The sequence below is a fragment of the Streptomyces spectabilis genome, assembly GCF_008704795.1.
Lineage (GTDB): Bacteria > Actinomycetota > Actinomycetes > Streptomycetales > Streptomycetaceae > Streptomyces > Streptomyces spectabilis.
This window is the reverse complement of the sequence record NZ_CP023690.1, coordinates 5928676-5954673: the sequence shown is the minus strand read 5'-3', so window position 1 is coordinate 5954673 and position 25998 is coordinate 5928676. Positions and strand designations below refer to the sequence as shown.

The following is a 25998-nucleotide window of genomic DNA, read 5'->3' as shown; positions in this document are numbered from 1 at the left end:
AGAAAAGTCGTGCGCAGACGGGACTCTACGCGCATAGAGAAAGGGGGTTGAAGAAGGCCCCCGCCGACGGCGGGGGCCTTGTCTCAGTTCAGGTTCTCGGGGCCGAACGCGTCCGGCAGCATCTCGCCGAGGGTGCGGATGCCCGACGCCGTCTCCACCAGGAGGCCGGGGCCGCCGAACTCGTACAGGAGCTGGCGGCAGCGGCCGCACGGCATGAGGATGTCGCCCTTGCCGTCCACGCAGGTGAAGTGGGTGAGGCGGCCGCCGCCGGTGAGCTGGAGCTGCGAGATCAGACCGCACTCGGCGCACAGGCCGAGCCCGTACGAGGCGTTCTCCACGTTGCAGCCGGTGACCGTGCGGCCGTCGTCGGCCAGGGCCGCCGCGCCGACGGGGAAGCCCGAGTAGGGCGCGTACGCGCGGGACATGGCCTCGCGCGCGGCGTCCCGCAGGGCCTCCCAGTCGGCAGCGGTGGTCACTTCCCTTGTCCCTTCCGGTACGGCAGGCCGTTCGCCTTCGGCATCCGCAGGCGTTGCGCGGACAGCGACAGGACCAGCAGCGTCACGACGTACGGCGTGGCCGTCACGACCTGGTTCGGCACCTCGTCGGTGAGGCCGTACCAGGCGAACGTCAGCGCCGAGACCGCCGCGGTGATCGCCGCGGGGACGTAGCGCTTACGCCACACCAGGTAGATCGCACCGATGATCAGCAGGATGGCGATCAGGAGCAGCAGCGCGTGGACATTCGTGCCGCCGCCCCGCAGCTTCAGGCTGTCGGTGTAACCGAACAGGCCCGCGCCGATCGCGAGTCCGCCCGGCATCCAGTTGCCGAAGATCATCGCGGCGAGGCCGATGTAGCCGCGGCCGCCGGTCTGGCCCTCCAGGTAGATGTTCGACGCGACCAGGGACAGGAAGGCGCCGCCGAGACCGGCGAGGCCGCCGGAGATCACGACCGCCAGGTACTTGTACTTGTAGACGTTGACGCCGAGGGACTCCGCGGCGACCGGGTTCTCGCCGCAGGAGCGCAGGCGCAGGCCGAACGCGGTGCGCCAGAGGACGAACCAGCTCAGCGGCACCATCGCGATGGCGATGAGCGTCAGCGGCGAGACGTCGGTGAGCAGCCCGCCGAGCAGGCCCGCGAGGTCGGAGACCAGGAACCAGTGCTTCTGGTTGAGGTCCACCAGCCAGTCCGAGAGGCCCGGCACGGAGAACTTGCCGAGCGAGTCCACGCCCGGCGACTGCTTGGACGAGCCGCCGTCCGTGCCCTCGAAGGCGTACGTCGACAGATAGCGGGTGATGCCGAGGGCGAGGATGTTGATCGCCACACCGGAGACGATGTGGTTGACGTTGAACGTGACCGTGACGATCGCGTGCAGCAGACCGCCGATGGCGCCGCCGAGGATGCCGAAGAGGATGCCGACCCAGGGGCCCCACTGGTAGCCCGCCCAGGCGCCGAACCAGGTGCCGAGGATCAGCATGCCTTCGAGGCCGATGTTGACCACGCCCGCGCGCTCGGCCCACAGGCCGCCGAGGCCCGCGAGCCCGATCGGCACGGCCAGGCGCAGGGCGCCGGACATCTGCCCGGTGGAGGTGATGCCGTGGGCGTCGGTGACCATCCGTACGACCGAGGTCAGGACGAGCACGCCCGCGATGATGAGCAGCAGGACGGGGAGCGAGACGCGGCGGCGGCCCGGCGCGGCCTTCACGGGCGCGGCCTTGGTGACGGTGGCGGAGCTCATCGCGCGGCCACCTCCTTCACGGAGTCGTTGGTGCTTGCTGCGCGAGCGGCCGCGGCGAGTTCCTCACCGACGCGCTGCTGCTGGCGGCGCAGCCCCCAGCGGCGCACGGCCTCGTAGGAGACCACGACGGCGATCACGATCAGGCCCTGCATGATGACCGCGATCTCCTTGTCGTACCCCTTGTAGTCGAGCGCGGGGGACGCCTTGTCGAGGAACGCGATGAGCAGCGCGGCGAAGGCGATGCCGACCGGGTTGTTGCGGCCGAGCAGCGCGATGGTGATGCCGGTGAAGCCGAGTCCTGTGGGGAAGCTCAGGCTGTAGGTGTGCACGTCGCCGAGGAGGATCGGCATGCCCGCGAGGCCCGCGACCGCGCCGGAGATCAGCATGGCGGTGAGCACCATGCGCTTGGCGTTGACGCCGGACGCGGCGGCGGCCGACGGGGAGGCGCCGGTGGCGCGCAGGTCGAAGCCGAAGCGGGTGCGGTTGAGGACGAGCCAGTACAGGACGCCCGCGAGGACGGCGACGACCACGAAGCCGTAGACCTCGCCGGAGGAGCCCATGTCGATGCCGGGGAACCAGCCGGAGGAGTGCATGACGCCGGTGGTCTGGTTGTTGCCGACCGGGACGCCGAAGTTCTCCTCGAGGGTGAGGTAGCCGATGACGCTCGTCGCGATGGCGTTGAGCATGATCGTCGAGACGACCTCGCTGACGCCCCGGGTGGTCTTCAGGATGCCCGCGACGCCCGCCCAGAAGGCGCCGGTGAGCATCGCCACCAGGATCAGGAGCGGGATCTGGAGGCCCGACGGCAGCGACACGTGCGCGCCGACGACCGCGGTGACCATCGCGGCGAGGCGGTACTGGCCGTCCACGCCGATGTTGAACAGGTTCATGCGGAAGCCGATGGCCACCGCGAGGGCGGCCAGGTAGTACATCCCGGCCTGATTGATGATCAGGACCTGGATGTCCGAGTAGGTGCCCTGCTCGAACATCAGGCTGTACGGCTCGATCGGGCTCTTGCCCGAGGCGACCAGCACGACCGAGGTCAGCACCATGGCCGCGACGAGCGCGATGACCGGGCCCGCGAGGGCGAGGAGCACGCGCTCCTTGTCGAACTTCTTCATCGGGCCTCGTCCTCCGGACCGGCGTCTTCCATGACGTCCGCCGCCGGCGCGGCGGACGCGTCGTTCTCGGGTTCCTCCACGTGCTCCAGATGGCCGGAGGCCGCGCCCGTCATGGCCGAGCCCAGCTCCTCCGGCGTGACCGAGGCCGGGTCGGCGTCCGCGACGAGCCGCCCGCGGTAGATCACCCGGAGCGTGTCGGACAGGCCGATCAGCTCGTCGAGGTCGGCGGAGATGAGGAGCACGGCGAGGCCCTCGCGGCGGGCCTCGCGGATCTGGTCCCAGATCTGCGCCTGCGCGCCGACGTCCACGCCGCGCGTGGGGTGCGCGGCGATGAGGAAGCGCGGCTTGTGGCTCATCTCGCGGCCGACGATCAGCTTCTGCTGGTTGCCGCCGGACAGGGAGGCCGCGGTCACGTCGATGCCGGGCGTACGGACGTCGTACTCCTCGACGATGCGCCGGGTGTCGGCCTGGGCGCCCTTGGGGTCGAGCCAGAAGCCGCGCGCGTTGGGCTTCTCGGTCACGTGGCCGAGGATGCGGTTCTCCCACAGCGGGGACTCCAGGAGGAGCCCGTGGCGGTGGCGGTCCTCGGGGATGTAGCCGACGCCCTCCTCGCGGCGCTTGCGCGTCGCCCAGGCGGTGATGTCCTCGCCGGCGAGCCGGACGGTTCCGGAGTCGGCGTGCTTGAGGCCGATCAACGCGTCGATCAGCTCGGTCTGGCCGTTGCCCTCGACACCGGCGATGCCGAGGACCTCGCCCTCGTGGATGGTGAAGGAGATGTCGTCGAGGAGCGCCCGCTCGGAGTCGGCGGCGAGCAGCTTGAGCCCGTCGACCTCCAGCATCGGCCGGTCGGTGACCGTCGACTCGGCGGTCTCCGGCGTCGGCAGCTCGCTGCCCACCATCAGCTCGGCGAGCTGGCGCGGCGTGGTCTGCGACGGCACGGCCGTGCCCACGGTCGTGCCGCGCCGGATGACGGTGATGTCGTCCGCCACCGAGAGCACCTCGCCCAGCTTGTGCGAGATGAAGATGACGGACAGGCCCTCGGACTTGAGCTCGCGCAGGTTGTCGAAGAGCGCGTCGACCTCCTGCGGCACGAGCACGGCGGTCGGCTCGTCGAGGATGAGCGTGGTGGCGCCCCGGTACAGGACCTTGAGGATCTCCACGCGCTGCCGGTCGGCGACGCCCAGGTCCTCGACGTCGGCGTCCGGGCGCACGCCGAGGCCGTAGCGCTCGGAGATCTCCAGGACCTTGCGGCGGGCCCCGGCACCGATGCCGTACAGCTTCTCGCTGCCGAGGACGATGTTCTCCAGGACCGTGAGCTGGTCGGCGAGCATGAAGTGCTGGTGCACCATGCCGATGCCGCGCGCGATGGCGTCGGCCGGGCTGGCGAAGGCGACCTGCTCGCCGTCGACCGCGATGGTGCCCTCGTCCGGCTTCTGCATGCCGTAGAGGATCTTCATCAGGGTCGACTTGCCGGCGCCGTTCTCGCCGACGAGGGCGTGGACGGTGCCCTTGCGGACGCTGAGGTGGATGTCGTGGTTGGCGACCACGCCGGGGAACCGCTTGGTGATTCCGGCGAGTTCCACCGCGCACGTGGTGGCGGTGGGCGGAGGGGTGGTGGACGCGTCGATGGCGCACTCTCCTCGGGGACTTAAAGGAAAGGGGCCTGCGCCGCGACGCGGTGTGCCCCTGCTTCACGCCTCAGACGTCACCGCGCGCCGCCGACTGCGGTACGTTTCCCGGTGGTTGAGGCCTGGCCGCGCGAACGGGGCGCGAGCGGACGTGACCGTCCATGGTGCCCACACCCCGTTCCGCGGCCGTGACGCCGCTCGCTCAGAGCTTCGTGTTGACCTTGATCTTGCCGCTGATGATGCCCTGCTCGGCCTTCTTCAGCTCCGCCTGGAGGTCCTTCATCTTCGTGAACTCCGGGTTGGAGTCGGCGAGTCCGACGCCGCCGGACTTCAGGTCGGCGCGGACGACGCCGCCCTCGGCCTTGTCATCCTGAACCGACTTCACCAGGTTGTACACCGCGCCGGCGACGTCCTTGGTGGCCGAGGTCAGGATGTACTTCTTGTACTTGTCGAGGGCCTTCTGCTTGTACTGGTCGGAGTCGACGCCGATGGCCCACACCTTCTTGGCGGCGGCGGCCTCGATGACGCCCTGGCCGGAGAGGCCGGCGGCGTGGTAGACGACGTCGGCGCCGCCCTCGATCTGGCCGCCGGCCGCCTCCTTGCCCTTGTCCGGGCTGGAGAAGCCGCCGTCCTCGGCCTTCTCGGTGAGGAACTGGCGCTTGATCTTGACGGACTTGTCGGTGGCCTGGACGCCCTGGACGAAGCCCGCCTCGAACTTGCGGATCAGCGGGTTGTCCACGCCGCCGATGAAGCCGACGGTCTTGGACTTGGTGGCCTTGGCGGCGGCGACGCCCGCCAGGTAGGAGGACTGCTCCTCGTTGAAGACCAGGTCGGCGACGTTCTTGGCGTTGATGGTGGCGTCGTCGACGATGCCGAAGGTGACGTCCGGGTTCTTGGCCGCGACCTCCTTGATGGCGGGCGCGTAGGCGTAGCCGACGCCGATGACCGGGTTGTAGCCCTGCTTGGCCAGCTCGGTGAGGCGCTGGATCTTGTCGGCGTCGGACTCGCCGTCGGTCGGCTCGACGGCCTTCTTGCCGATCTTGAAGTCCGCGGCGGACTTGTCCATGCCCGCCGTGGCGGCGTCGTTGAAGGACTGGTCGCCGGCGCCGCCGACGTCGTACGCGATCGCCACGCCCTTCTTCTTGCCGCCGTCGTCGCTCTTGGCGGCGTCGCTGGAGGTGCCGCCACAGGCGGAGACGGTGACGGCGAAGGCAGCGGTCGCGGCGGACGCGAGCGCGAGTCGGGACACCCGGCGCATAGGGACGAACTCCTTTTGACAACGACCTGACGTGTACGCGGGTACGGCCGCCACGCGTGCGGGGGTGCGCTGCTGCGCGTGCACACGCTGCGAAAACGTACGGAGGCGTACGCGAGGACGTACGTGAGGCGCGCCTCACCCGGCGCGATTTCGCCGCAGCGTAACGCGCGTAGACCTGACATAAGAACCCTTCTGTCCGGTCCGTTATCGAGCTGTGGCCGCCGGGCGTCGACCAGGTGACAGCTGGTCGACGCCGCCCTCGGCGGACGGATCCGCCGGGGCGCAACGGGTTATACGTACGACGTCCGGGCGCGGGGGACTTGGTCGGTCGCGGTGGTTATACGTACGACGTGAACCTCCCCACGGTGGCTGGCCTCTGGCCTTGAACGGGGGTCTGGCGCGGGGCCTCCACCCCGGGCCGGATCGGCCTGCGGCCTCGTCCTCGAACGCCGGACGGGCTGGGTGGCCCGCGCACGCGCCCCTCCCGGTCCTATGGCTTGATCTCGACCTTGACCTTGCCGCTGATGATGTCCTTCTTCGCCTGCTCGACCGCGGCCACGACGTCCTTCATCGCCCGGTAGTCGGGGTTGGAGTCGGAGAACCCGACCCGGCCCGACTCCAGGTCGTACCGCTGCGTGCCCTTCATCGGCTTGCCGCGGACGACCGACTTCGTCAGGTCGTACACCGCCCCGCCCACGTCCTTGAACGCCGAACCGAGGATGTGCTTCCGGTACTTGGACAGGGCCTTCTGCCGGTACTGGTCGGAGTCGACGCCGATGGCCCACTTCTTCTGCGACCCGGCCTCCTGGATCACGCCCTGCCCGGAGAGCCCGGCCGCGTGGTAGAGCACGTCCGCGCCCGCTTCGAGCTGGCCGCTCGCGGCGTCCTGGCCCTTGTCGGGGCTGGCGAACCCGCCCTCCTCCGGCTTCTCGGTCAGATAGCGGCGCTCAATTTTGATCTTCGGGTCGACCGACTTCACGCCCTGGACGAACCCGGCTTCGAATTTGTGAATGATCGGAATGTCGACGCCGCCGATGAATCCGACGTGTCCGGCCTTGGTCGTCTTCGCGGCGGCGACTCCGGCGAGATAGGAGCCCTGCTCCTCGTGGAAGACCAGATCGGCGACGTTCTCGGCCTGGACGGTGTTGTCGTCGACGATCCCGAACGTGGTGTCCGGGTACTTCTTCGCCACTTCCTGTATCGCGGGGGCGTAGATGAAGCCGACGCCGATCACCGGGTCGTACCCCTGGCGGGCGAGCTGTTCGATGCGCTGGGTCTTGTCGGCGCTGGACTCGCCGTCGCCGGGCTCCATGTCGACCCCGTCGATCTTGAAGTCCTTGCGGGCCCGCTGGTAGCCGCTGTGGGCGGCGTCGTTGAAGGACTGGTCGCCCTGCCCGCCGATGTCGTACGCGAGTCCGATGCCCTTGCCCTGGTACGCGCCGCTCTTCTTGTCACCGCCGTCGTCGTCCTTGGCGGCGTCGCTGCTGGTCTCCCCGCACGCGGTGGCCACGAGGGCGAGGGCCGCCACCGCCACCGCCACGCGGGAAATCCTTGTTTGACGGGTGGTGCGAAACTGACGACGTCGACGCATAGGACGTACCCCTCACGTTCCGAACGTTCCCCGACGCACCTGGAACGGCGCGGATTTCGGCGCACACTAACGCGCGTAGAAAGGGAGGGAAACGGTTTCGGCGGGGGCCGTTATCGATTCGTGGCGGGATTCGTTGCGGGATCCGCGGCGGGATTCGCGGCGGGCGGGCCGCGGAGCGGATCCCGGGTGCGGGCCGCGGCGCCTTGTGGGTGCCGGCGGCGACGCTTCGCGGGATCCCGGCCGGGTGCTTCTGGCGGTGCGGCCGTGGCGCGTACGGGCCGTGGGAGGGCGGGGCCCTCAGGCGGTGCGGGTGGCCGCGTCGAGGAACGCGGCGGCGGTGAAGAGCTCCACGCCCACGGTGATGGCGTGCTCGTCGGCGTCGAAGTCGCCCTGGTGCAGATCGCGTACGCCGCGCTCGCCCGGCGTACGGACGCCGAGTCGGGCCATGGCGCCCGGCACGTGCTCCAGATACCAGGAGAAGTCCTCGCCGCCGAGGCTCTGCTCGGTGTCCTCGACCGCCTCGACGCCGCGCCGTGCGGTCATGGACGCCCTCAACAGGTCCGTGACGTCCGGGTCGTTGACGACGGGCGGTACCCCGCGCACGTAGTTGATCACGGACTTGGCGCGGTACAGGTCGGCGACCTCCTGGACGGCGGCGTGCACGATGTCGGGGGCCTGCCGCCAGGTGTTGATGTCGAGGCAGCGGATGGTGCCGGAGAGCTCGGCGTGCTGCGGGATCACGTTGCACGCGTGGCCCGCGTCGATGCGGCCCCAGGTGACGGAGAGGCCCGAACGGGCGTCCACGCGCCGGCCGACCAGGGCCGGGACATCGCTGACGACCTTGGCGGCGGCGGTGACGAGGTCGGTCGTCAGATGCGGCCGCGCGGTGTGGCCGCCGGGGCCGTCGAGGGAGACCTCCAGGCGGTCGCAGGCGGAGGTGATCGGGCCGTGGCGCAGGCCGATGCGGCCCGCGTCGACGCGGGGGTCGCAGTGGACGGCGATGATCCGGCCGACGCCGTCGAGGGCGCCGCAGGCGACGGCGTCCGTGGCGCCGCCGGGGAGCACCTCCTCCGCGGGCTGGAAGATCAGCCGCACCGGGTGCGGCAGCTGCCCCGCGCGGGCGAGTCCGGCGAGGACGAGCCCGGCGCCGAGGACGACGGTCGTGTGGACGTCGTGGCCGCAGGCGTGGGCGCGGTCCGGGACGGTGGAGCGGTAGCTGACGCTGGTCTTGGTGTCGGGGATGGGCAGGGCGTCGATGTCCGCGCGCAGCGCGAGCACGGGGCGTCCGGCGCTCTCCGGGGTGCCTCCGACGTCACAGACGAGCCCGGTGCCGACCGGGAGCACGCGGGGCGTGAGCCCGGCTTTCTCCAGGCGCGCCTTGATCGCCGCGGTCGTGCGGAACTCCTGGTTGCCGAGCTCCGGATGCATGTGCAAGTCACGCCGGAAGGCGATGAGTTCGGCGCGCAGCTCTTCTGGCAGCGCGCCGGGCGGATTTCCGGGCGGCGCGGACTCGGCTCCTTCGGGCGCGTCCGTGGACGCGCGGGACATCAATTGGTTCACCCTGTGAAGGGTAAGGCGCCGCACCCGTCAACTAAGCCTCGATCAACAAAAGTTCAGCCAGATTGAGGTAAGTTCACTGGCCGCGAGCGCATGCGCGGCTGGTACGGAGGGTAGGAAGGTAGGTTACCTTCCGCACACACAGAGAGATCACCGCAGGTCAGAGGCCTCCACCTTTGGGGTGGGTGGTCATCCTTGGGGTGGAGAATACGGACTTCGGCACGTTTGGGTGGCGGTGCGGGGGGCCAGCTGGTAATCGAACGTGCGGGTGAGGGGGTGGGGGCGCGTCCTGTACCGGGACAGACGGGGCCGCCCTCCCGACACCCGCACCCGCCCCACCCCCGCCCGGCTTGGGACACAACGGTTGTGTAGGGACAAACGCAGTGACCGGACGTGGGTGGTGCGGGTGGTGTGGCCGCGGGGCACGTCTGGGGACGGTGGCGCGGTTGCTGGTTCAGGATGCGCCGGGGGGATCAACGGCCTGTCAACAAGCGTTGAACAGGGGCGGGCCGCTCAGGCCGGGGCCGCTGCCTGGCGGGTCGGCTGGGCGGGGAGGCCGGGGGCCGGGTCCGCGGGCAGGATCGAGGCCAGGCGGTGGACGTCCCTGGCGGTGCCGGTGACGCCGGAGAGGAAGCCCTGGGCCCGGGGGGACGCCTTGTCCGTGAGCCACGCGGGGTCGATGTCCATGACCGCCACCTTGACCTCCGTACCGGCCAGGGCGAGCGGCAGGGTGTGTACGACCGTCGAGGGGAAGCTGAGGATGGTGCGGCCGATGGGGCCCCGGCGGGCGATCAGCTCCAGGGGCAGGTCGGGGCGGATCACCTGGAGGCCGGTCTCCACCGCGAGGCGGTGCAGCTTCTCGGCGCTCTCGCGGCGGTGCGCGAAGTAGCGGGCCGCCCCGTGCGTACGGGCGAGCGCGCCCACCGCGTCCAGATAGCGGTCGAGGTCCACCACGCCGGTCTCCACGAGGGAGGTGCCGACCAGGTCCGCTCCCTTGGTGATGCGCGGCGGGCCGAAGCGGGCCCGCGTCCACGCGAAGGAGTTCACCGTGACGCGGACGCCGTCGGGCGCCGCGTCGATGGGCATGGAGGAGAAGACCTCCACCCGGCGGCCGCCCTTGGGGCTCGGCGTGAGGCGGCGGCGGGCCGAGGACGAGACGGGCATGAAGACCATGTCCCTGGGCCCCGGCCTGCCGCCCCTGCGGTGCCAGCGCACCAGGCGCTCGCCGTTCGCCAGCTGGGAGATGAACTCCATGGTGGCCGTGCCGTCGTCGACCACGACGAGGTCCTGCGCGCGGGTGATGGTCAGCAGGAGCTGCACGTAGCGCGAGAAGGGGTCGCCGATCACTATCCGGGCGGCCCTGCGCAGCGGGCCCGCGAGGCCGCCGATCGTGTGGAACGGCGCGGTCGTGCCGCCGCGCGCCTCCTCCCAGCGCACCGTGTACCCCTCCGCGCGCGCCAGTTCGGCCATGCGGCGCAGCTGGCCCCGGGTCATGGGGTCGGTGGGGGCGAGCACCACCAGGGTGAGGTCGCCCGGCGCGGACTCGGGGGCGTGCGCCGTGGACACATGCGCCCACTCCAGCACGTTGAGCAGCTGCACCGGCGACTCCACGAACGCCAGCGTGCCGTGCGGTGCCCTCGCGGCGCGCCGTGCGCTCCGTGCTGACATGGGTCGGTCCTCCCGTGCGGGGTGGGGCGGGTCGGTCCGGGCCCCGGCCCTCCCCTGCGGGAGGGCCGGTGGGGGTGGTGCGAGGCCACCCGGGAACGCGCGGTGCGGGAGCGGCACCGGTGCGCTCCCGGGGGCGCCGGGGGCCGACGGGCGGGATGCGCCCGCCCGTCGGCGTGCGGCGGTCGGGGCTCAGACCGCGACGGGCTCGCGGTCCGCGGACTCGGCGACGACGCCCGCCACGCGGCGGAGCTTCTTCATCGGGCCGAGCTCGGACTCGTAGACCTTCTTGACGCCGTCACCGAGGGAGGCCTCGATGGTGCGGATGTCGCGGACGAGGCGCGTGAGGCCCTGCGGCTCCACGGACGCGGCCTGGTCGGAGCCCCACATCGCGCGGTCGAGGGTGATGTGGCGCTCGACGAAGGTGGCGCCGAGGGCCACGGCCGCCAGCGTCGTCTGCAGGCCCGTCTCGTGGCCGGAGTAGCCGATCGGGACGTTCGGGTACTCGGCCTGGAGGGTGTTGATCACCCGGAGGTTGAGCTCCTCGGCCTTGGCCGGGTACGTCGACGTGGCGTGGCAGAGCAGGATGTTGTCCGAGCCGAGGACCTCGACCGCGTGGCGGATCTGCTTCGGCGTCGACATGCCCGTGGAGAGGATGACCGTGCGGCCCGTGGCGCGCAGGGCGCGCAGCAGCTCGTCGTCCGTCAGGGACGCCGAGGCCACCTTGTGGGCCGGGACGTCGAACTTCTCCAGGAAGGCCACCGCCTCGGTGTCCCACGGGGACGCGAACCAGTCGATGCCGCGCTTGGCGCAGTGCTCGGTGATGGCCTGGTACTCGGACTCGCCGAACTCCACGCGGTGGCGGTAGTCGATGTACGTCATGCGGCCCCAGGGGGTGTCGCGCTCGATGTCCCACTGGTCGCGCGGCGTGCAGATCTCCGGCGTGCGCTTCTGGAACTTCACCGCGTCGCAGCCCGCGTCGGCGGCCACGTCGATGAGCGCGAGGGCGTTCTCCAGATCGCCGTTGTGGTTGATGCCGATCTCACCGGTGATGTAGACGGGGTGACCGGGGCCCGCGGTCTTCGAACCGAGGGTGCGCAGGCGGTTGTCGGAGGCCGTAGTGCTCATGGCAGGAACTTTCCTTAACTGTTGAGGGAGGGGCCGAGGATCCAGGCGGCGATCTCTCGGATCGCGCCGTCACCGCCGGGGACGGTGGTGACCGCGCGTGCGGCGCCGCGCACGACGTCGTGGGCGCTCGCGACCGCCACGGGCCAGCCGACGAGGCCGAAGCACGGGAGGTCATTGACGTCGTTACCGACGTAGAGCACGCGCTCGGGAGCGATGCCCTGCTCCTCGCACCACTGCTTCAGTGCGAGGTCTTTGCGGTCGATGCCGTGCAGCACGGGGAGCTTGAGCTTCCGTGCCCGCGCGGCGACGACCGGGTTCTGTTCCGTGGACAGGATCAGCATCCTCAGGCCCGACCTGCGCAGGGCCGCGATGCCGAGGCCGTCACCGCGGTGCACGGTGACGAACTCCCGTCCGTCGGAGTCGATCAGCACCCGGTCGTCCGTCTGGGTGCCGTCGAAGTCGAGTACGACCGCGTCGATGTCGTCGCGGGTCGGAAGGGCCGCCTCGTCGCCCGAGCACACCGCGTCGAAGAGCGGGGCGAGGGCGCGGGCGCGGGCCAGGTCGTGCGGGTCGTCGATCTCCAGGACGCGCGCGGGATCGGTCCGCACCAGTTCGGTGTGGCCGAAGAAGCGGTGCTTGTGCTCCCGGAAGCCGGCCGCGGCCATGCCGTAGGCGGCCCCGGTCTCCAGGAGGTCCTGGGGGCGGTCCTGGCGGCGGGGGCGGAAGGACTTGTCGTGGTTGACGCCGTAGCCGCCGGAGGTGACGGTGCCGGTGACGACCTTGGTCGAGCCGCCCTCCCGCGCGGTGCGCTCGCCCTCGATGGCGGGCGGCTCGTCGCCCGCGTCGCGCCAGACGAAGCCGTGGAAGGGCGCCACGGTGTGGGCCGTGTCGGCGCCGCCCTCGACGATCGCCTCGACGATGCCGTCGACGTCCTCGCGGGTGATGAAGGGGCTGGTGCACTGGACCAGGAGGACCACGTCGACCGGGGCGCCGTGCAGCGCCTCGTGCGCGTCCATGGCGTGCAGGACGGCCGCTTCGCTGGTCGCCGTGTCGCCCGCGATGGCGGCGGGGCGAAGGACCACCTCGGCGCCCGCGGCCCGCGCGGTCTCGGCGATCACCGTGTCGTCGGTGGACACGACGACGTGGGTGACCAGGCGGGACGCGGTGCACGCGCGGACCGCGCGGGCCACCAGCGGAACGCCGCCGACCGGCGCCAGGTTCTTCGCCGGCACCCCCTTGGAGCCGCCCCGCGCGGGGATGACGGCGAGGACGCGGCGTGCCGCCGCGCCCTGTGGGTGGGGCTTGGACATGGAGGCTCCTTCAGTGGTGCCAGGTGCGTCAGGGGTGCCTGGTGGGGGGTACTGGCCTTGCTGCGGGATCACGGGCGGGCCGTCCCGGTGCGGCCCGGTCACAGCTCGCCCATCCGCCGGATCACCGGGGCGACGCGCTGGACTCCGTGCCGGTAGGCGCCGCGCGCCGCGCTGCGCACGGCCTGGCGCACGGGGCCCGGCTCGCGGTCGGCGGCGGGGGCGCCGGGCAGCGGCGCTCCGTCGGGGCCGAGGTGGTGGCGGGCGAGGATGCCGGGCAGATAGCCGGGGGCCGTGACCTGCGTGTAGTACGGCCTGAGCGGCGGCAGACCGCCCTCGGCCGCGCGTCCGACGAGCTCCGCGACGCGCTTGCGGGCCTCGTCGAAGGCCGTGTCGTACGTGCCGTCGGCGGCGACGCCCTGGCGCGCGACCCAGAGGGGGTCGGGCTCCGGGGTGTGCCCGTCGTCGAGCTGGTTCCAGGAGGCCAGGCAGCCCGAGCCGATGAAGTGGTGGTTGCCGTGCGCCTCGCGGATGCCGAAGTCGGTGAGGACGGCCGTCGGGACGCGCCGGTGCAGGGCTTCGAGGGCGGCCGTGGAACTGACCGTGACCAGCAGGTCGGTGCGGTCGAGGACCTCGCCCATGTGCCCGTAGACGAGGCGGAAGTTGGGCGGCGTGTCGATGCCCTTGACCAGCTTCTGGTACGGCAGTTCCTCGATGTGCGTGGTGTGCTCGCCGGGCTTGCTGCGCAGCTTGAGCAGGACCTCGCGCTCGGGGTGCAGACGCGCGTGCTGGACGAGCCGGTCGAGCAGGTACGCGCGGTCGGCGCGCTTCTCCGGTACGGAGGGCTGGGCGGCGAAGACGACCGTGTAGGGGTCGCGGGGCGCGTACGGCGCGCCGCCGAGGAACGGCAGGGCGGCCTCCGTGACGCTGTCGGCGTCGGCGCCCACGCCTTCGTACACCGCGCGGAAACGCTCCGCGTCCTGACGGGAGTTGGCGAGGACGACGTCCGCGCCGTGGCGCAGGAGCAGGCCGTCGGCGAGCTTCTCGTAGACGACGCCGACGTAGCCGGTGACGACGACGGGCCGCTGCGGGGCGCCGGACCAGTCGCGGGCGAGGCCGTGCAGGACCGCCTGGACGCCGCCGCCGACGAGGGCGAGCACGAGGACGTCGTACTCCGCGGCCCGGCCGCGCATCTCGCTCAGGAACTCGATCGCGGTGACCTCGCGCAGGCTGTCCGCCCGCACGCCGACCTCTTCGAGCTGGCGGGGCGTCGGGGTGGCCCGGCCGCGCAGCAGATATCCGTCGAGGTGGACGTCCTGGGGTGCGTCCTCGGGGGCGGCCTGGGCCCCGGCGGCTGAGACCAGGCGCCGCGCGGTGAGCGCGCCCCACTTCCACCGGGTGTCGGAGTCGGCGAGCACGGCGACCCGCGTCGTCTTGTTGCTTACTGGCACAGCGAAGACGCTAGGAAGGCATTTCGATTCGTGGCCCAACTCAGGTGCAACAAACGGTTAACAGCGTGCCGACGAATGGCGAAGCAGCATGGCAAATGCGTGACGGGAGGCCCGGTTAACCATTCCGCCACGCTTCGTTCACCTGACATCCCACCACGGGTCAAGACGAATGCCGGGCCGACACCTAACGTCTCGCACGTGGTTAAGCTCTCCGTCATCGTGCCGTTCTACAACGTGCAGCAATACGCGCCCGACACCTTGAAGTCTTTGCGTGCGAACGCGCGTGACGACTTCGAATTCATTCTCGTCGACGACTGCTCGGCGGACGAGACGCCGGACATCCTGGAGCGGGCCGCGCGCGAGCTCCCCGGTGCCGTGCACCTCAGACACGAGCAGAACGGGGGCCTGGCCACCGCCCGCAACACCGGCCTGGACGCGGCCCGCGGCGAATATCTGACGTTCCTCGACGGCGACGACTGGCTCGCGCCCGGGTACTTCAGTCAACTCGTCGCCTCCATCGAGGAGTTGGGCTGCGACTTCGTACGCACCGACCATGTCCAGTGCACGGCGCGCGCCCGCAGCGTGCACCGCGTCCCGCACGGCAGGCGCGGCGTGGTGATGAGCCCGCGTGACGTGATACTGCCCGCGGACCGCTCCACGTCCGTGGACTACGCGTTCGCCTGGGCGGGCGTCTACCACCGCAGGCTGCTCGACCGCGGCCTGCTGCATTTCACGCACGGTCTGCGCACCGCGGAGGACCGGCCGTGGATCTGGCGGCTGCACCGCGAGGCGGAAACGTTCGCCGCGGTCAGCCTCTTGGGAGTGTTTTACCGGCGCGGTGTGTCGTCGTCGCTCACCCAGATCGGCGATGTGCGCCAGCTCGATTTCATCAAGGCCTTCGACCAGGTGGTGAAGGAGACGGCGGAGGACCGCGACGCGGACAAGCTGCTTCCGAAGGCCGTCCGTACATATTGCGCGATCATCTCCCATCACTTGGGATCAATCGAAAGGTTCGAGCCAGCGGTGGCGCGAAAGTTGAAGACGCTGAGCGCGGCCGCGCTCAAGCGGATGCCGCAGGGCGTCCTCGACGAGGCGCTCGACTCCATGGACCTGCAGCGGGCCACCCGCCTTCGGCGCCTGCGCCGCCGTCCGGTCGGTGCCGGGGAGGTGGCCGCGTGAGCGCCGCCGGACTGCCGGGCGCCGGGTCCGCGGTGCGCGACCCGCACACCGCGGCCCTCGTCGCCGCGACGCCCGACCACCGCAGGGGCACCACGCAGATCTTCCTGGCGTCCACGCTGTACGGCATCGCCACGCTGGCCGCCGCCCTGGACACCGACCGCTTCGGCCCGGCCGACCGGCGCGTCCTGCTGATCGCCAACAACGCGGCGACGCCCGAGACGACGCCGTCCGTCGCCACGATGCCCGGCTTCGAGAAGCTGCGGACCCGGTTCGACGACGTGGTGTCCTGGAACGAGACGATCTCCCCCTTCCACCCGGGCGGCTGGTCGCCGCGCGGCGACGACCTGCCGCTGTGGGAGCGGTACGTGCGCCTGGCCTGGGGCCTCGGCGACGACCGCGTCGAGCTGGCCGTCGAGTCGATCCAGGTCAACCCGGCGCTCGCGGTCGCGCGCATCTTCGAGGGCGCGCCCGTCGACGTGTACGCCGACGGCCTGATGAGCTACGGCCCGACCCGCAGCAAGCTCGACCCGCTGGTCGGCACCCGGATCCGCCGCCTGCTCCACCTCGACCTGGTGCCGGGCCTGAAGCCGCTGCTGCTCACGGAGTTCGGCGTGGAGCAGGAGGTCGTACCGACGGAGACCTTCGTGAAGGTCCTCGCCGAGCTCGCGGACGACGAGACCCACGCGGGCGTCATCGACGCGCTCCCCCGGGTCAGCGAGCCGGCCCTGCTCCTCGGCCAGTATCTGTCCGCGCTCGGCATCCTCACCGCGGAGGAAGAGGAGGAGCTGCACGGCGCCATGCTGCGCGGCGCCGCCGAACTCGGCCACACCCGCGTGGTGTTCAAGCCGCACCCGACGGCCCCGGCGCGCTGGTCCCGGCAGTTGGAGAAGGAGGCCGAGCGGATCGGCGTCGAGCTGACGGTCCTGGACACGCCGGTGCTCGCGGAGGTCCTCTACCAGCGGATGCGGCCCGCGCTCGTCGTCGGCTGCTTCTCCACCGCGCTGCTCACCGCGTCCGCGTTCTACGACCTGCCGGTGGCCCGCGTCGGCACGGAGCTGCTCCTGGAGCGCCTGAAGCCGTACGAGAACAGCAACCGCGTCCCGGTCACGCTCGTCGACGCCCTCCTTCCGGACCTGGCCGACCGGGAAGCCGTCGCCCGCCAGGGCGCGCGCCCCGACCCGCGCGCGCTGACCGGCCTCGTGCGCGCGGTGGGCTTCGCCATGCAGCCCAAGATCTATCCGAGCCTGCGCCCGGCCGCCGAGGCGTATCTGGCGGCGCATCTGAACGACCGCACCTGGCGGTACTTCAAGAAGCGCCGGCTCACCGCGCTCGCGCTGCCCGGTGGCATTCCGGTGCAGCTGGCGTTCATCCCGCGGAACGCGGCGGTACGGAAGGTCGCGCGGCGGGCGCGGTCGCTGAAGCGGGCCGCCCTGGGCTGAGCCCAGGGCGGGCCGCGGCGGGGTGTGGGCACCCCGCGCCCCACCGTCCCCCTCCTCGCCGTTTCTTCCGCCCGTTACTGCATCGCGCTGGCGCGCTCGTCCTCAAACGCCGGACGGGCTTAATTGGGCCTGCTCGGCCTCAGGGTGGTGCTGATGCCTGTCACCACCGCTGTGAGGCCCGCCTCGAAGCCGGTCTCGCGGCCGCGGAACAGCTCCTCGCCCGCGGCCGCGGCCAGGGGGTGGTCCTTCAGGCGCTCGGCTCGGGCGGCCAGGTCGTAGTCGCCGCCGGCCTGCTCCTCGATGACGTAGCCGATCGTGTAGCTGTACGCGGTCAGCCAGGCGCGGGCCGCCGCGGACGGGGTGAAACCCGCGCGGGTCAGCCGGTGCAGCTGGGCCTCCATCGGCGCGGCGTACGAGGTGTCCGTGAAGTGCGTGCCGCTGTAGACCTTCGCGCCGTCGCGGTAGCGCAGCAGATGGCCGCGCAGGGTGCGCATGGCCGAGGTCAGGGCCGCCTCCCAGCCGTCGTCCGGGCCGCCCTCCAGGTCCGCCGTCATGCGGCGCAGCATCTCCGTCGCCATCTCGTCGAGCAGCGCCTGCTTGTCCTTGAAGTGCCAGTACAGGGCGGGGGCCTTGACGTCGAGACGCTGGGCGATCGCGCGCAGGGTCAGGCCGTCGAGGCCGGTCTCGTTCAGCAGGTCCAGGGCGACGCGCGCCACGCGGGTGCGGTCCAGTCGAGTCGTAGGCACCTTGACAATTTAACACCGTTAAGCGCATCCTCCGGGGCATGGCACTTAACAACGTTAAGGAAGCGGGCGTCGCGGAAACGGACGTCCTAGTCGTGGGCGCGGGCCCCACCGGCCTGGCCCTGGCCGTGGACCTCGCCCGGCGCGGCGTGCCCGCGCTCGTCGTCGAACGGGCCGAGCGCCTGTTCCCCGGCTCGCGCGGCAAGGGGATCCAGCCGCGCACCCTGGAGGTCCTCGACGACCTCGGCGTCATCGGCACCGTCCTGGAGGCGGGCGGCCCGGCGCCGGTGGGCATGGTGTGGGCGGACGGCGTACGCCAGGGCGAGCACCGCATGTTCGACGAACCGGAGGCCACGGAGGCCGCGCCGTACACCGGGCCGTGGCTGCTGCCGCAGTGGCGCACGCAGGAGATCCTGTACGCGCGCCTGACGGAGCTGGGCGGCGCGGTGGCCTTCGGCACGGAGGTGACCGGCCTGGAGCAGGACGCGGCCGGGGTCACCGCGCGCCTCGCGGACGGCTCCGCGGTCCGGGCCGCCTACGCCGTGGCCGCCGACGGGGGCCGCTCCGCGGTGCGCCGCGCGCTCGGCGTCGGCATGACGGGCGAGACCGTCGACCCCAAGCCGATCCTCGTCGCCGACATCCGTATCCGCGAGGGCGCGCTCGACCGCGACAACTGGCACATCTTCCCGCCGTCGGCCGACGCGGGCTTCACCGCGGTCTGCCCGCTGCCGGGCACACCCGACTTCCAGCTCACCGCCCAGTTCGCGGACGGCGGCGCGCCGGACACCTCGCCCGACGGCGTGCGCAAGGCCGTGGCCGCGCGCACCCATCTGGCGGCCGACGACGTCACCGAGGTGCGCTGGGCCTCCGACCTCCGGCCGCGCGCCGCGCTCGCGGACCGCTTCCGCGCGGGACGGGTGTTCCTGGCGGGCGACGCGGCCCACGTGCACTCGCCCGCGGGCGGCCAGGGCCTCAACACCAGCGTGCAGGACGCGTACAACCTGGGCTGGAAGCTGGGCCTCGTCCTGCGGCACGGGGCGCCGGACGCGCTGCTCGACACGTACGAGGAGGAGCGGCTGCCCAACGCCGCGCGGATGCTGGACCTGTCCACCCGCATCCACCGCGGCCAGGCCCGCAGGGGCGCGGCCACGCGCCAGCTCGGCCTGGAGTACCGGGACTCGCCCCTGTCCCTGGATGCCCGGACCTCCGTCGGGGGCGTGCGCGCGGGCGACCGCGCCCCCGACGCCCGCCTCGGCGCGGGTCGCCTCTTCGACGCCTTCCGCGGCCCGCACTTCACCCTCCTGGCGGTGGGCACGGAGGCCGAACTCCCGCCGCTGGAAGCCGACTTGGTGCACATCCACCGAGCGGAAGCCCTCGACGGCTACGACGAGGGACTCTTCCTCGTCCGCCCGGACGGCTACGTCGCCCTCGCGGGCCGGAGCGGAAAAGACCTCCAGGAGTATTTGACCTCAACCAATCTTGAGGTTCTACGTTCATGGTCATGACGAACGAAACGAACGCCACACAGCCCGTCTTCACCCCCTCCCACAGCGACGCCGATCTGGTCAACCAGCCCATCGGCTACTGGAGTACGGCGGCGGGGCAGGTCGTCGTGCACCACATCCGCACGATGCTCGCGGAGGAGGGCCTCACCCAGCCGCAGTGGTGGGTCCTCAACCAGGTCCCGGCCGAAGGCCCCCGCGAGCGCGCGGCCGTCGTCGGCGTCCTGCGCGGCTACCTGGAGTTCGGCGAGGGCGGCATCGAGCACAACATCGACGCCCTGCTCCGCCGGAAGCTCCTCACCGAGGAATCCGTGGACGGCGTGCGGACGCTGGCCCGCACACAGGCCGGACACGCGTTGCAGCAGCGGGTCGCCGCTCGGCAGCGGGAGACCCGGCGGGAGATCCACGAGGGCATCGACGACGCCGAGTACGTACGGACGCTCAAGGTCCTCCAGCGGATGATCCACAACGTCAACGGCTCGGCCTGGCACCACTGAGCCCCCCCCCAACGGGCCCTCGTCGAGGCGTGGTTCACAATCCTTCGCGGGTGGGAAACACTGCGGAGGGTTGGCCATCGCAGTGACACGAAGTGACGTGGGGGATCCATGGGCAGGGTCGCGACCGCCAGGGCACGCGCGACGGCGGGGGCCGTCGTCGCGCTGACCCTGGCCTGCGGGTGCACGGCGCAGGCCGTCGGCACGGCGGGGAAGGACGACGAGAAGGCGGCGCCGCCGAGGCGCACCGCCCCGGACGCGCCCGATCCCACGCCCACCCGCTCCCCCACGCCGAAGATCAAGTCTCCCGTCTCGCGCGCGGAGCTGCCCCCGTCCAAGCTGCCGGAGCCGACGCCACCGCCGACGTCGGCCCCGCCCCGGCCGCGGACGACCCCGCCTCCGCCGCCGCCTCCGCCCGGGCCGGTGATCATGGCCCAGGGCAAGCGGGGCGAGCGGGTGCGCGAGCTCCAGGCCCGGCTGCGGCAGCTCGCCTGGTTCCACCAGTACCCGACGGGTCTGTACGGACCGGCGACGGCCGCCGCGGTCAAGGGCTTCCAGGCCAAGCGGGGCCTCGCCCCGACCGGCGCGACGGACACCCGCACCTGGGCGCGGCTGCTGCGCATGACGGACGAGCCGACGCGCCACGCGCTGTACCCGGACGGCGGCATGCCGCCCGCGAAGCCCGACCGGCGCTGTCTGACCGGGCGGGTGCTGTGCATCAGCAAGGAGAGCCGCACCCTGACGTGGATGGTCGACGGCAAGGTCATGTCGACGATGGACGTCCGCTTCGGCTCGGAGTACACGCCGACCCGCGAGGGCGCCTTCCAGGTCTTCTGGAAGTCCCGCGATCACGTCTCGACGCTGTACGACACGCCGATGCCGTACGCCATGTTCTTCAGCGGCGGCCAGGCCGTGCACTACTCGTCCGACTTCGCGGCGCGCGGGTACGGCGGGGCGTCGCACGGGTGCGTGAACGTCCGGGACAAGGGGCGGATCGCCGACCTGTTCAAGAAGGTCAGGGACGGGGACCGGGTGGTCATCTACCGGTGAGGACCGGTGCGGGACCGGTGCGGATCGATGCGGGGAGTGAGGGCGCGGGCGGAATCGGGGGAACGAATTCCGCCCGCGCCAATGGCACGGAGCCGTAGGTACGGGGGGAACCCCGGCTCGTGCGCGGGCCGATGACCAGTCGGCTCACTCTGTACTGCGCCGGGGGGCCGGAAAGTGTCACAGGGGGTCGGTGCGTCTTGCGTCACACCCGCACGGGGCACCGTTTGATCGGCGCTCCGCGCCTCGTCCTCAAGCGCCGGACGGGCTGACCCTGTCCGCTGGCCGCAGCCGAGATCATTCAGCCCGTCCGGCGTTTGAGGACGAGGCCGGAGGCCGATGGGTGAACGGGTCAGAAGACGGGGGCCGCCGTGTACGACGGGACGGGGCGGGGGTGGTGCGGGAGGGTGACGGGCGGGACGTGGCTGCCGCCCCCGGGGCGGCCGCCGTGGTGTCCGCCACCGGGCGGGCGGGGGCCGCCGTGGTCGTCGTCCTCGTCGTCCCCCTTGCCGCCGCCGTTGCCACCGTTGCCGTGGCCGCCGCCGTTGCCGCCGTTCCCGCGCCCGGGCTCGTCGTCGTCCTGGTCCTTGCCCTTGCCGTCCAGGACCCGCTGGCAGAACGAGCGCACGCGCTCCGAGCCGCGCGCGGCCTCCTCCAGGCTGCGGCGCCTGTCGTTCGCGAGCGCGCCGCTGCGGTAGTCGCGGCAGGCGGAGACCACGTGCTTGTACCACTTGCGGCTGTTGCGCTTCGCGTCCTTGCCCGGGTCGACGTCGTCCGTGCCGGGCGAGCCCGTGGCTCCCCGGTCGGCGCCGCCGTCGTCGTCCGGGGTGCCGGAGCGCTCGGGATCCTCGGGCGTCGCGGAGTCGTCCGGCTCGGCGGTCTTCCCGTCGTCGAGGAGGGACTCCTCCGCGTCCGGCACCTCGTCGGGCCGCGCGGGCGCGTCGGTCGACGGGCTGCGCAGCGGCCGCTCGGGCGTCTGCACCGGGGACGCGCTGGTGGCGGGCTCCCGGTCGGACCGGTGGAACGGCGAGGGGATCACTCCGGCCCCCGCCGCGACCGCGACCCCGCCGGCCATGCAGGCCGCGAGGGCCGCGGCGGCCCCGAGCCGCACGGGGCGGCCCCATCTGACGCGCCGCGGCGGGACGGCGGGGCCGCCGATGCGCACGGGCTCGTCCGCGGGGTCGGGGGCGCCACCGACGCCGCCGACGACACCAGGGGCCAGGGGGGACCCCACCGGCCCGACCGCCCCCGCCGCCTCGCTCGTCCCGTGCGCCTCGCTCGTCTCGGAAGTAAACGTCCGTCCGCCACGCGCCGCCCGGAACGCGGCCACCGCTCCGCACTCACCAGGAAGTTCACCGTCCGCACCGGTCTTCGCGGGCTTGCCCGCGGACAGCGCGGCGAGGGTCCTGGCGAGCCGCTCGGCCCGTTCGCGGTCGTGATCGCCGATGCCGTCGAGCCGCTCGCCGCGCAGCAAACGCTCCGCCGCGACACGGTCCAGCCACTTGTCCTGCTCGTCGGCCATCACATGTCCTTCTGCGTCCGCGTACGCGAATGCGTCACACAGGGGGACGGGGGCACCGCACGTCCGTGCGGGTCCGGCTGCGGGGGTACGGCGCCGAGGCCGCGCGGCCGCGCGGCGTCGTCGGAGCCCATCAGTTCGGCGAGCCGCTTGAGCCCGCGATGGGCCGCGGTACGCACCGCTCCGGGGCGTTTGCCGAGCGTCTCGGCCGCGCTCTTCGCGTCGAGGCCGACGACGACCCGGAGCACGACGGCCTCCGCCTGGTCCTGCGGGAGCTGGGCTATCAGCGCGAGCGCCGCGTCGGTGCCGAGCGACTCCATGGCCTCGCCCGCGGTGTCCGCGTCGGCGGGCTTGCCGGTCAGCTCGGTCTCGTCGCCGCCGATCGCGGGGCGGCGGCCGCGCATGCGGATGTGGTCCAGGGCGCGGTTGCGGGCGATGCGCGCCGCCCAGCCGCGGAAGCGGTCCGCGTCGCCGCTGAACCGGTCGAGGTCGCGGGCGATCTGCAGCCACGCCTCGGACGCCACGTCCTCGGCGTCGAGATCGCCGACGAGCGTCCTCACGTAGCCGAGCAGCCGCGGGTGCACGGCGCGGTACACAGTCCGGAACGCGGTCTCGTCCCCGGCCTGCGCCGCGAGCACGGCGGCGGTCAGCTCGGCGTCGTCCTCCCCCTGCACTGCGGGCCCCTCTGCGCCTGGCCAGGCGCGGCTCTCACGGGTCTCATGGCGCGCCGTCCGCCGCTCGCGGTCCGCCCGGCAGCGGCCCACGGTGATGGCTCGCGACACGGCGCGAAACTGCACGCTACGGCGTGAAAGCGGTGCACGTCCATGTTTGTACAACGCGCAACTAGCGGGTGACTCGGTGAGGTGTGACAGAAAACGCATCCTCGACGCAGTAGGGAGTACGGACCGCCACGCGGTTCGTGCCGTGTGACGGCCGGGGCCTCTCCTGTGGGGGGTGGCGGCCCCGGCCGCTCACTCAGCCCCGTCCGGTCCGGGGGGCGGGTTCGTCAGACCTCGAAGAGGCCGGCGCCGCCGCCGAGGCCTTCGAGTTCGCTCGCGTCGATCGTCTGGGCCGCGGGCGGCGCCTTCGCCTCGACCGGCTCGTCGTAGTCGGAGAGCCGCATCGTCGTGCGGTCGCCGCCGGGCTCCTCCATCTCCATCCCGACCAGGTCGGGACTGCCCTCCGCCGCGACGTAGACGGTGGTGACCGTGCCGTCCTGCCGCTCCACCAGCGGGATGACCTGCCGGCCGTAGCGCCACGTGGAGTCCTGGGCGCGGATGGTCGTGGTGCCGCCCACCTCGTCGAAGTTGCCGAGCAGCTCGTCCAGGTCGCACTGCGCCGACGGCATCACGCGCTTGCCCGAACTCCCGTCGCCCGTCGGGAACTTCACGTACTTCCCGCGCAGCATCCCGACGCGCCGCTCCAGCTGCGCGGACATCTCGGGGCCGCGCGCCCGGGCCAGGGAGCTGAGCGCGTCGAGCGAGGAGTCCTGGAAGCGCACGTACGTCGTGCGCCCCTGGACCATGATCATGTCGCCGCGCATGATGCCCTGTTCGACCGTGCCGGTGCAGTTGCTCTCCCGGTCGACGTGCAGCGTCACCTCCTGGCGCCGCGCGGTGCCGCCCGCCGCGGACCCCTTGGTCTGGGCCACGTTGATCCGCATCGAGTGCTTCGCCCTCATCAGGTCCAGCGCCCTCTCGGTGAGCTGCTGGCCGCGCGCCTCGTCGCGGGGCCGTTCCTTCTCGAACGTGCCGCTCAGCCGCACCGGCTTCCGCTCGCCGCCGCAGGCCGCCGTGGCCGACGCGAGCGAACCGGCCACGAGCGCGACGGCCACGGCCCGCGTCCACCGGCGGCGCGCGCCGCCCCGAGTCCCGCGCCCCGTCCTCAGCCCCAGCCCCACAGTTCCCACCGTCTCCGCCCCGCTCTGCCGCGCGTCCACGCGCCCGTCGGACTTCTCATACGCTTCTCATGAACCCTGCGCACTGGACCGCGCGGATGTCACATCCCCGGCGTGCGGGATACATCACGCGCCGTTTCCCACCACCCCGTACAACCCTCCGCGCCTCCCGTGAGTCTTACGAACTCGTTGATTCACCGGGAGTTCACTCAGGAGCTCAGGAGTTCTCAAGGGGTGGGGTACGTGACCCTCAAGCACAAGGCCTGGCTCGCCGTGGGCAGCGTCGTCCTCGGCGGCGCCGCCGTCAGCGGCACGGGCGCGGTGGCGCACGCGGCCACCGGCACCGCGGACAGCGCCGCCGACCTGGTGGCAGGCATGCCCCGAGCGGGCGGCACGGGCGCCCTGAGCGTCCTGCCGGGCGCGCCGGGCGGCCCCGACGCGGCCGCCCGCAAGCACCTCACGCAGTCGAGCCCCGGCGTCCCCGGCCTGGACGAGCCCGGCGACGAGTGGGCCGCCGCCACCGCCCAGGGCGACCTGAACGGGGACGGCCACACGGACCTCGTCATCGGCGCGCCCGGCGAGGACGACACCGCGGGCCACAAGGACCGCGGAGCGGTCACGATGCTGTACGGCCCGGACTTCGCCTCCGGCACGGACATGCAGCTGTCGGAGGACTTCGCGTACGGCGGCGCGCGGTTCGGCTCGGCGGTGGCCGTCGGCGACTTCGACAAGGACGGCAAGGCGGACGTGTTCGCGGCCTCCACCGGGACGGGCGGCAGCTGGGCCGCGCGGTTCTCCGCGGACAAGGAGGCGGCGGGCACGATCACCTCGGCCGAGCGGGCGATCTCCTTCCCGGCCGCCGCGTCCGGCGACTTCAACCACGATGGGTACGCGGACGTGGCCCTCACCTACCGGGACGCGGCGGGCCAGGCCAAGGCCGTCTGGTTCCGGGGCACCCGCTCGGGCCTCAGCCGCGTCGGCCAGCTCGCCACCCGGGGCGGCCGCTCGGTGGCGGCGGCCGACGTGAACGGCGACGGCTACGACGACCTGGTCGTCGGCCAGCCGTACACCTCCGAGTCGGGCGCGCACGCGGGCGGCCAGGTCACCGTCGTCAACGGCGGCTCCGGCGGCCTCACGAGCACGGGCGCGCGGACCGTCCACCAGGCCACGGCGGGGGTGCCCGGCGCGGCCGAGGCGGGCGACGCGATGGGCTGGTCGGTCGCGGCGGCCGACGTGGACGGCGACGGCTGCGCGGACGTGCTCACCGGTGCCCCGGGCGAGGACATCACGCGCGCGGGCAAGGCCCGTACGGACGCGGGCACGTCGCTGCTCCTCAAGGGATCCCGCGCGGGCCTGACCGGCACGGGCGCGCTGGCCGTCAGCCAGGACGAGCCGGACATCCCCGGTGTCACGGAGTCCGGCGACCGGCTCGGGTCCTCGGTCGCCCTCGCGGACTTCGACGGGAACGGGCGTGCCGACCTCGCGGTCGGCGCCGAGGGCGAGGACAAGGGGGACGGGACGGTGCTTCAGCTGGACACCGGGGCCGATGGCACTGTCGTGCGGGGCAGTGGCGTCTACTACGCGCGGGCGCAGCTCGGGACTCCTGCCGGAGCGCGCCTTGGTCAGGTGCTCGCGCCGTAGGTGTTCATGCCGTGCCCGTCTGCGGGTTCGATGTGGTTGCTCGCGCCCACGCGGCGGAGCCGCAAATAGACACAGCCCCGCGCCCCTAAAGGGGCG

General features: G+C 72.3%; 21 protein-coding genes. 6 read left to right on the top strand and 15 right to left on the bottom strand.

Annotated features, from left to right (window positions below; all coding sequences use genetic code 11):
* Positions 1-83: 83 nt before the first annotated feature.
* The 11 genes from CP982_RS26260 to CP982_RS26210 form a co-directional block, all read right to left on the bottom strand.
* On the bottom strand, positions 84-476 hold the full coding sequence (locus CP982_RS26260; protein WP_150512737.1) for a cytidine deaminase: 393 nt from the start codon (positions 474-476) through the stop codon (positions 84-86).
* Complete coding sequence (locus CP982_RS26255; RefSeq protein WP_150512736.1) at positions 473-1735, bottom strand: ABC transporter permease; 1263 nt, start codon at positions 1733-1735, stop codon at positions 473-475. Before CP982_RS26255 ends, CP982_RS26260 begins: the two co-directional genes overlap by 4 nt.
* Positions 1732-2856, bottom strand: a complete 1125-nt coding sequence (locus CP982_RS26250) for an ABC transporter permease (protein ID WP_150512735.1) — start codon at positions 2854-2856, stop codon at positions 1732-1734. The genes CP982_RS26255 and CP982_RS26250 overlap by 4 nt, the downstream gene beginning before the upstream one ends.
* Positions 2853-4484 (bottom strand): ABC transporter ATP-binding protein, encoded by a 1632-nt coding sequence (locus CP982_RS26245; protein ID WP_150512734.1) that lies wholly within the window; start codon positions 4482-4484, stop codon positions 2853-2855. Before CP982_RS26245 ends, CP982_RS26250 begins: the two co-directional genes overlap by 4 nt.
* 202 nt (positions 4485-4686) lie before the next feature.
* Positions 4687-5742, bottom strand: coding sequence for a BMP family lipoprotein (locus tag CP982_RS26240; protein ID WP_150512733.1), 1056 nt, complete (start codon positions 5740-5742; stop codon positions 4687-4689).
* Positions 5743-6232: 490 nt separating this feature from the next.
* Entirely contained in the window at positions 6233-7333 is a 1101-nt protein-coding gene (locus CP982_RS26235; RefSeq protein ID WP_150512732.1) for a BMP family lipoprotein, read from the bottom strand.
* Between the two features lie 297 nt (positions 7334-7630).
* Entirely contained in the window at positions 7631-8881 is a 1251-nt protein-coding gene (locus tag CP982_RS26230; RefSeq protein WP_150515711.1) for an amidohydrolase, read from the bottom strand.
* 522 nt (positions 8882-9403) lie between these two features.
* Positions 9404-10558, bottom strand: coding sequence for a hypothetical protein (locus CP982_RS26225; RefSeq protein ID WP_150512731.1), 1155 nt, complete (start codon positions 10556-10558; stop codon positions 9404-9406).
* Between the two features lie 189 nt (positions 10559-10747).
* Positions 10748-11683, bottom strand: coding sequence for an N-acetylneuraminate synthase family protein (locus tag CP982_RS26220; protein ID WP_150512730.1), 936 nt, complete (start codon positions 11681-11683; stop codon positions 10748-10750).
* Positions 11684-11697: 14 nt separating this feature from the next.
* Positions 11698-12993 carry an N-acylneuraminate cytidylyltransferase gene (locus tag CP982_RS26215; protein ID WP_150512729.1) on the bottom strand — a complete coding sequence of 432 codons (1296 nt, stop codon included), beginning with the start codon at positions 12991-12993 and terminating at the stop codon, positions 11698-11700.
* Positions 12994-13091: 98 nt separating this feature from the next.
* A complete protein-coding gene (locus tag CP982_RS26210) occupies positions 13092-14441 on the bottom strand; it encodes a DUF6716 putative glycosyltransferase (protein WP_150512728.1) in 1350 nt (449 codons plus the stop codon).
* A 198-nt stretch (positions 14442-14639) separates the two neighbouring features.
* Here CP982_RS26210 and CP982_RS26205 point away from each other — a divergent pair, with 198 nt between their 5' ends.
* Both CP982_RS26205 and CP982_RS26200 read left to right on the top strand, forming a co-directional pair.
* The gene (locus tag CP982_RS26205; protein ID WP_030668679.1) at positions 14640-15620 is read left to right on the top strand and encodes a glycosyltransferase family 2 protein; all 981 of its coding nucleotides are present in this window, start codon (positions 14640-14642) and stop codon (positions 15618-15620) included.
* A 32-nt stretch (positions 15621-15652) separates the two neighbouring features.
* Positions 15653-17059 (top strand): alpha-2,8-polysialyltransferase family protein, encoded by a 1407-nt coding sequence (locus tag CP982_RS26200; protein WP_150515710.1) that lies wholly within the window; start codon positions 15653-15655, stop codon positions 17057-17059.
* A gap of 119 nt (positions 17060-17178) precedes the next feature.
* Here the strand turns inward: CP982_RS26200 and CP982_RS26195 are convergent, their stop codons facing one another.
* On the bottom strand, positions 17179-17814 hold the full coding sequence (locus CP982_RS26195) for a TetR/AcrR family transcriptional regulator C-terminal domain-containing protein (RefSeq protein ID WP_150512727.1): 636 nt from the start codon (positions 17812-17814) through the stop codon (positions 17179-17181).
* A gap of 29 nt (positions 17815-17843) precedes the next feature.
* On the opposite strand from CP982_RS26195, the gene CP982_RS26190 reads away from it, so the two are divergent.
* The 3 genes from CP982_RS26190 (at position 17844) to CP982_RS26180 (ending at position 20848) form a co-directional block, all read left to right on the top strand.
* Positions 17844-19307 (top strand): FAD-dependent monooxygenase, encoded by a 1464-nt coding sequence (locus CP982_RS26190; protein WP_150512726.1) that lies wholly within the window; start codon positions 17844-17846, stop codon positions 19305-19307.
* Positions 19304-19801, top strand: a complete 498-nt coding sequence (locus CP982_RS26185) for a MarR family winged helix-turn-helix transcriptional regulator (RefSeq protein WP_150512725.1) — start codon at positions 19304-19306, stop codon at positions 19799-19801. Before CP982_RS26190 ends, CP982_RS26185 begins: the two co-directional genes overlap by 4 nt.
* A 108-nt stretch (positions 19802-19909) precedes the next feature.
* Complete coding sequence (locus CP982_RS26180; protein WP_150512724.1) at positions 19910-20848, top strand: L,D-transpeptidase family protein; 939 nt, start codon at positions 19910-19912, stop codon at positions 20846-20848.
* Positions 20849-21197: 349 nt separating this feature from the next.
* On the opposite strand, the gene CP982_RS26175 is transcribed toward CP982_RS26180, so the two are convergent.
* The 3 genes from CP982_RS26175 to CP982_RS26165 all read right to left on the bottom strand — a co-directional run bounded on the left by CP982_RS26175 (position 21198) and on the right by CP982_RS26165 (position 24198).
* Positions 21198-22367: a hypothetical protein gene (locus CP982_RS26175; RefSeq protein ID WP_150512723.1), complete on the bottom strand. Its 1170-nt coding sequence runs from the start codon at positions 22365-22367 to the stop codon at positions 21198-21200.
* Positions 22367-23038, bottom strand: a complete 672-nt coding sequence (locus CP982_RS26170; protein WP_144320599.1) for an RNA polymerase sigma factor — start codon at positions 23036-23038, stop codon at positions 22367-22369. Before CP982_RS26170 ends, CP982_RS26175 begins: the two co-directional genes overlap by 1 nt.
* Before the next feature lie 332 nt (positions 23039-23370).
* Positions 23371-24198, bottom strand: coding sequence for a hypothetical protein (locus tag CP982_RS26165; protein ID WP_150512722.1), 828 nt, complete (start codon positions 24196-24198; stop codon positions 23371-23373).
* Positions 24199-24504: 306 nt separating this feature from the next.
* Here CP982_RS26165 and CP982_RS26160 point away from each other — a divergent pair, with 306 nt between their 5' ends.
* Positions 24505-25902 (top strand): FG-GAP and VCBS repeat-containing protein, encoded by a 1398-nt coding sequence (locus CP982_RS26160; protein ID WP_150512721.1) that lies wholly within the window; start codon positions 24505-24507, stop codon positions 25900-25902.
* Positions 25903-25998 lie beyond the last annotated feature (96 nt).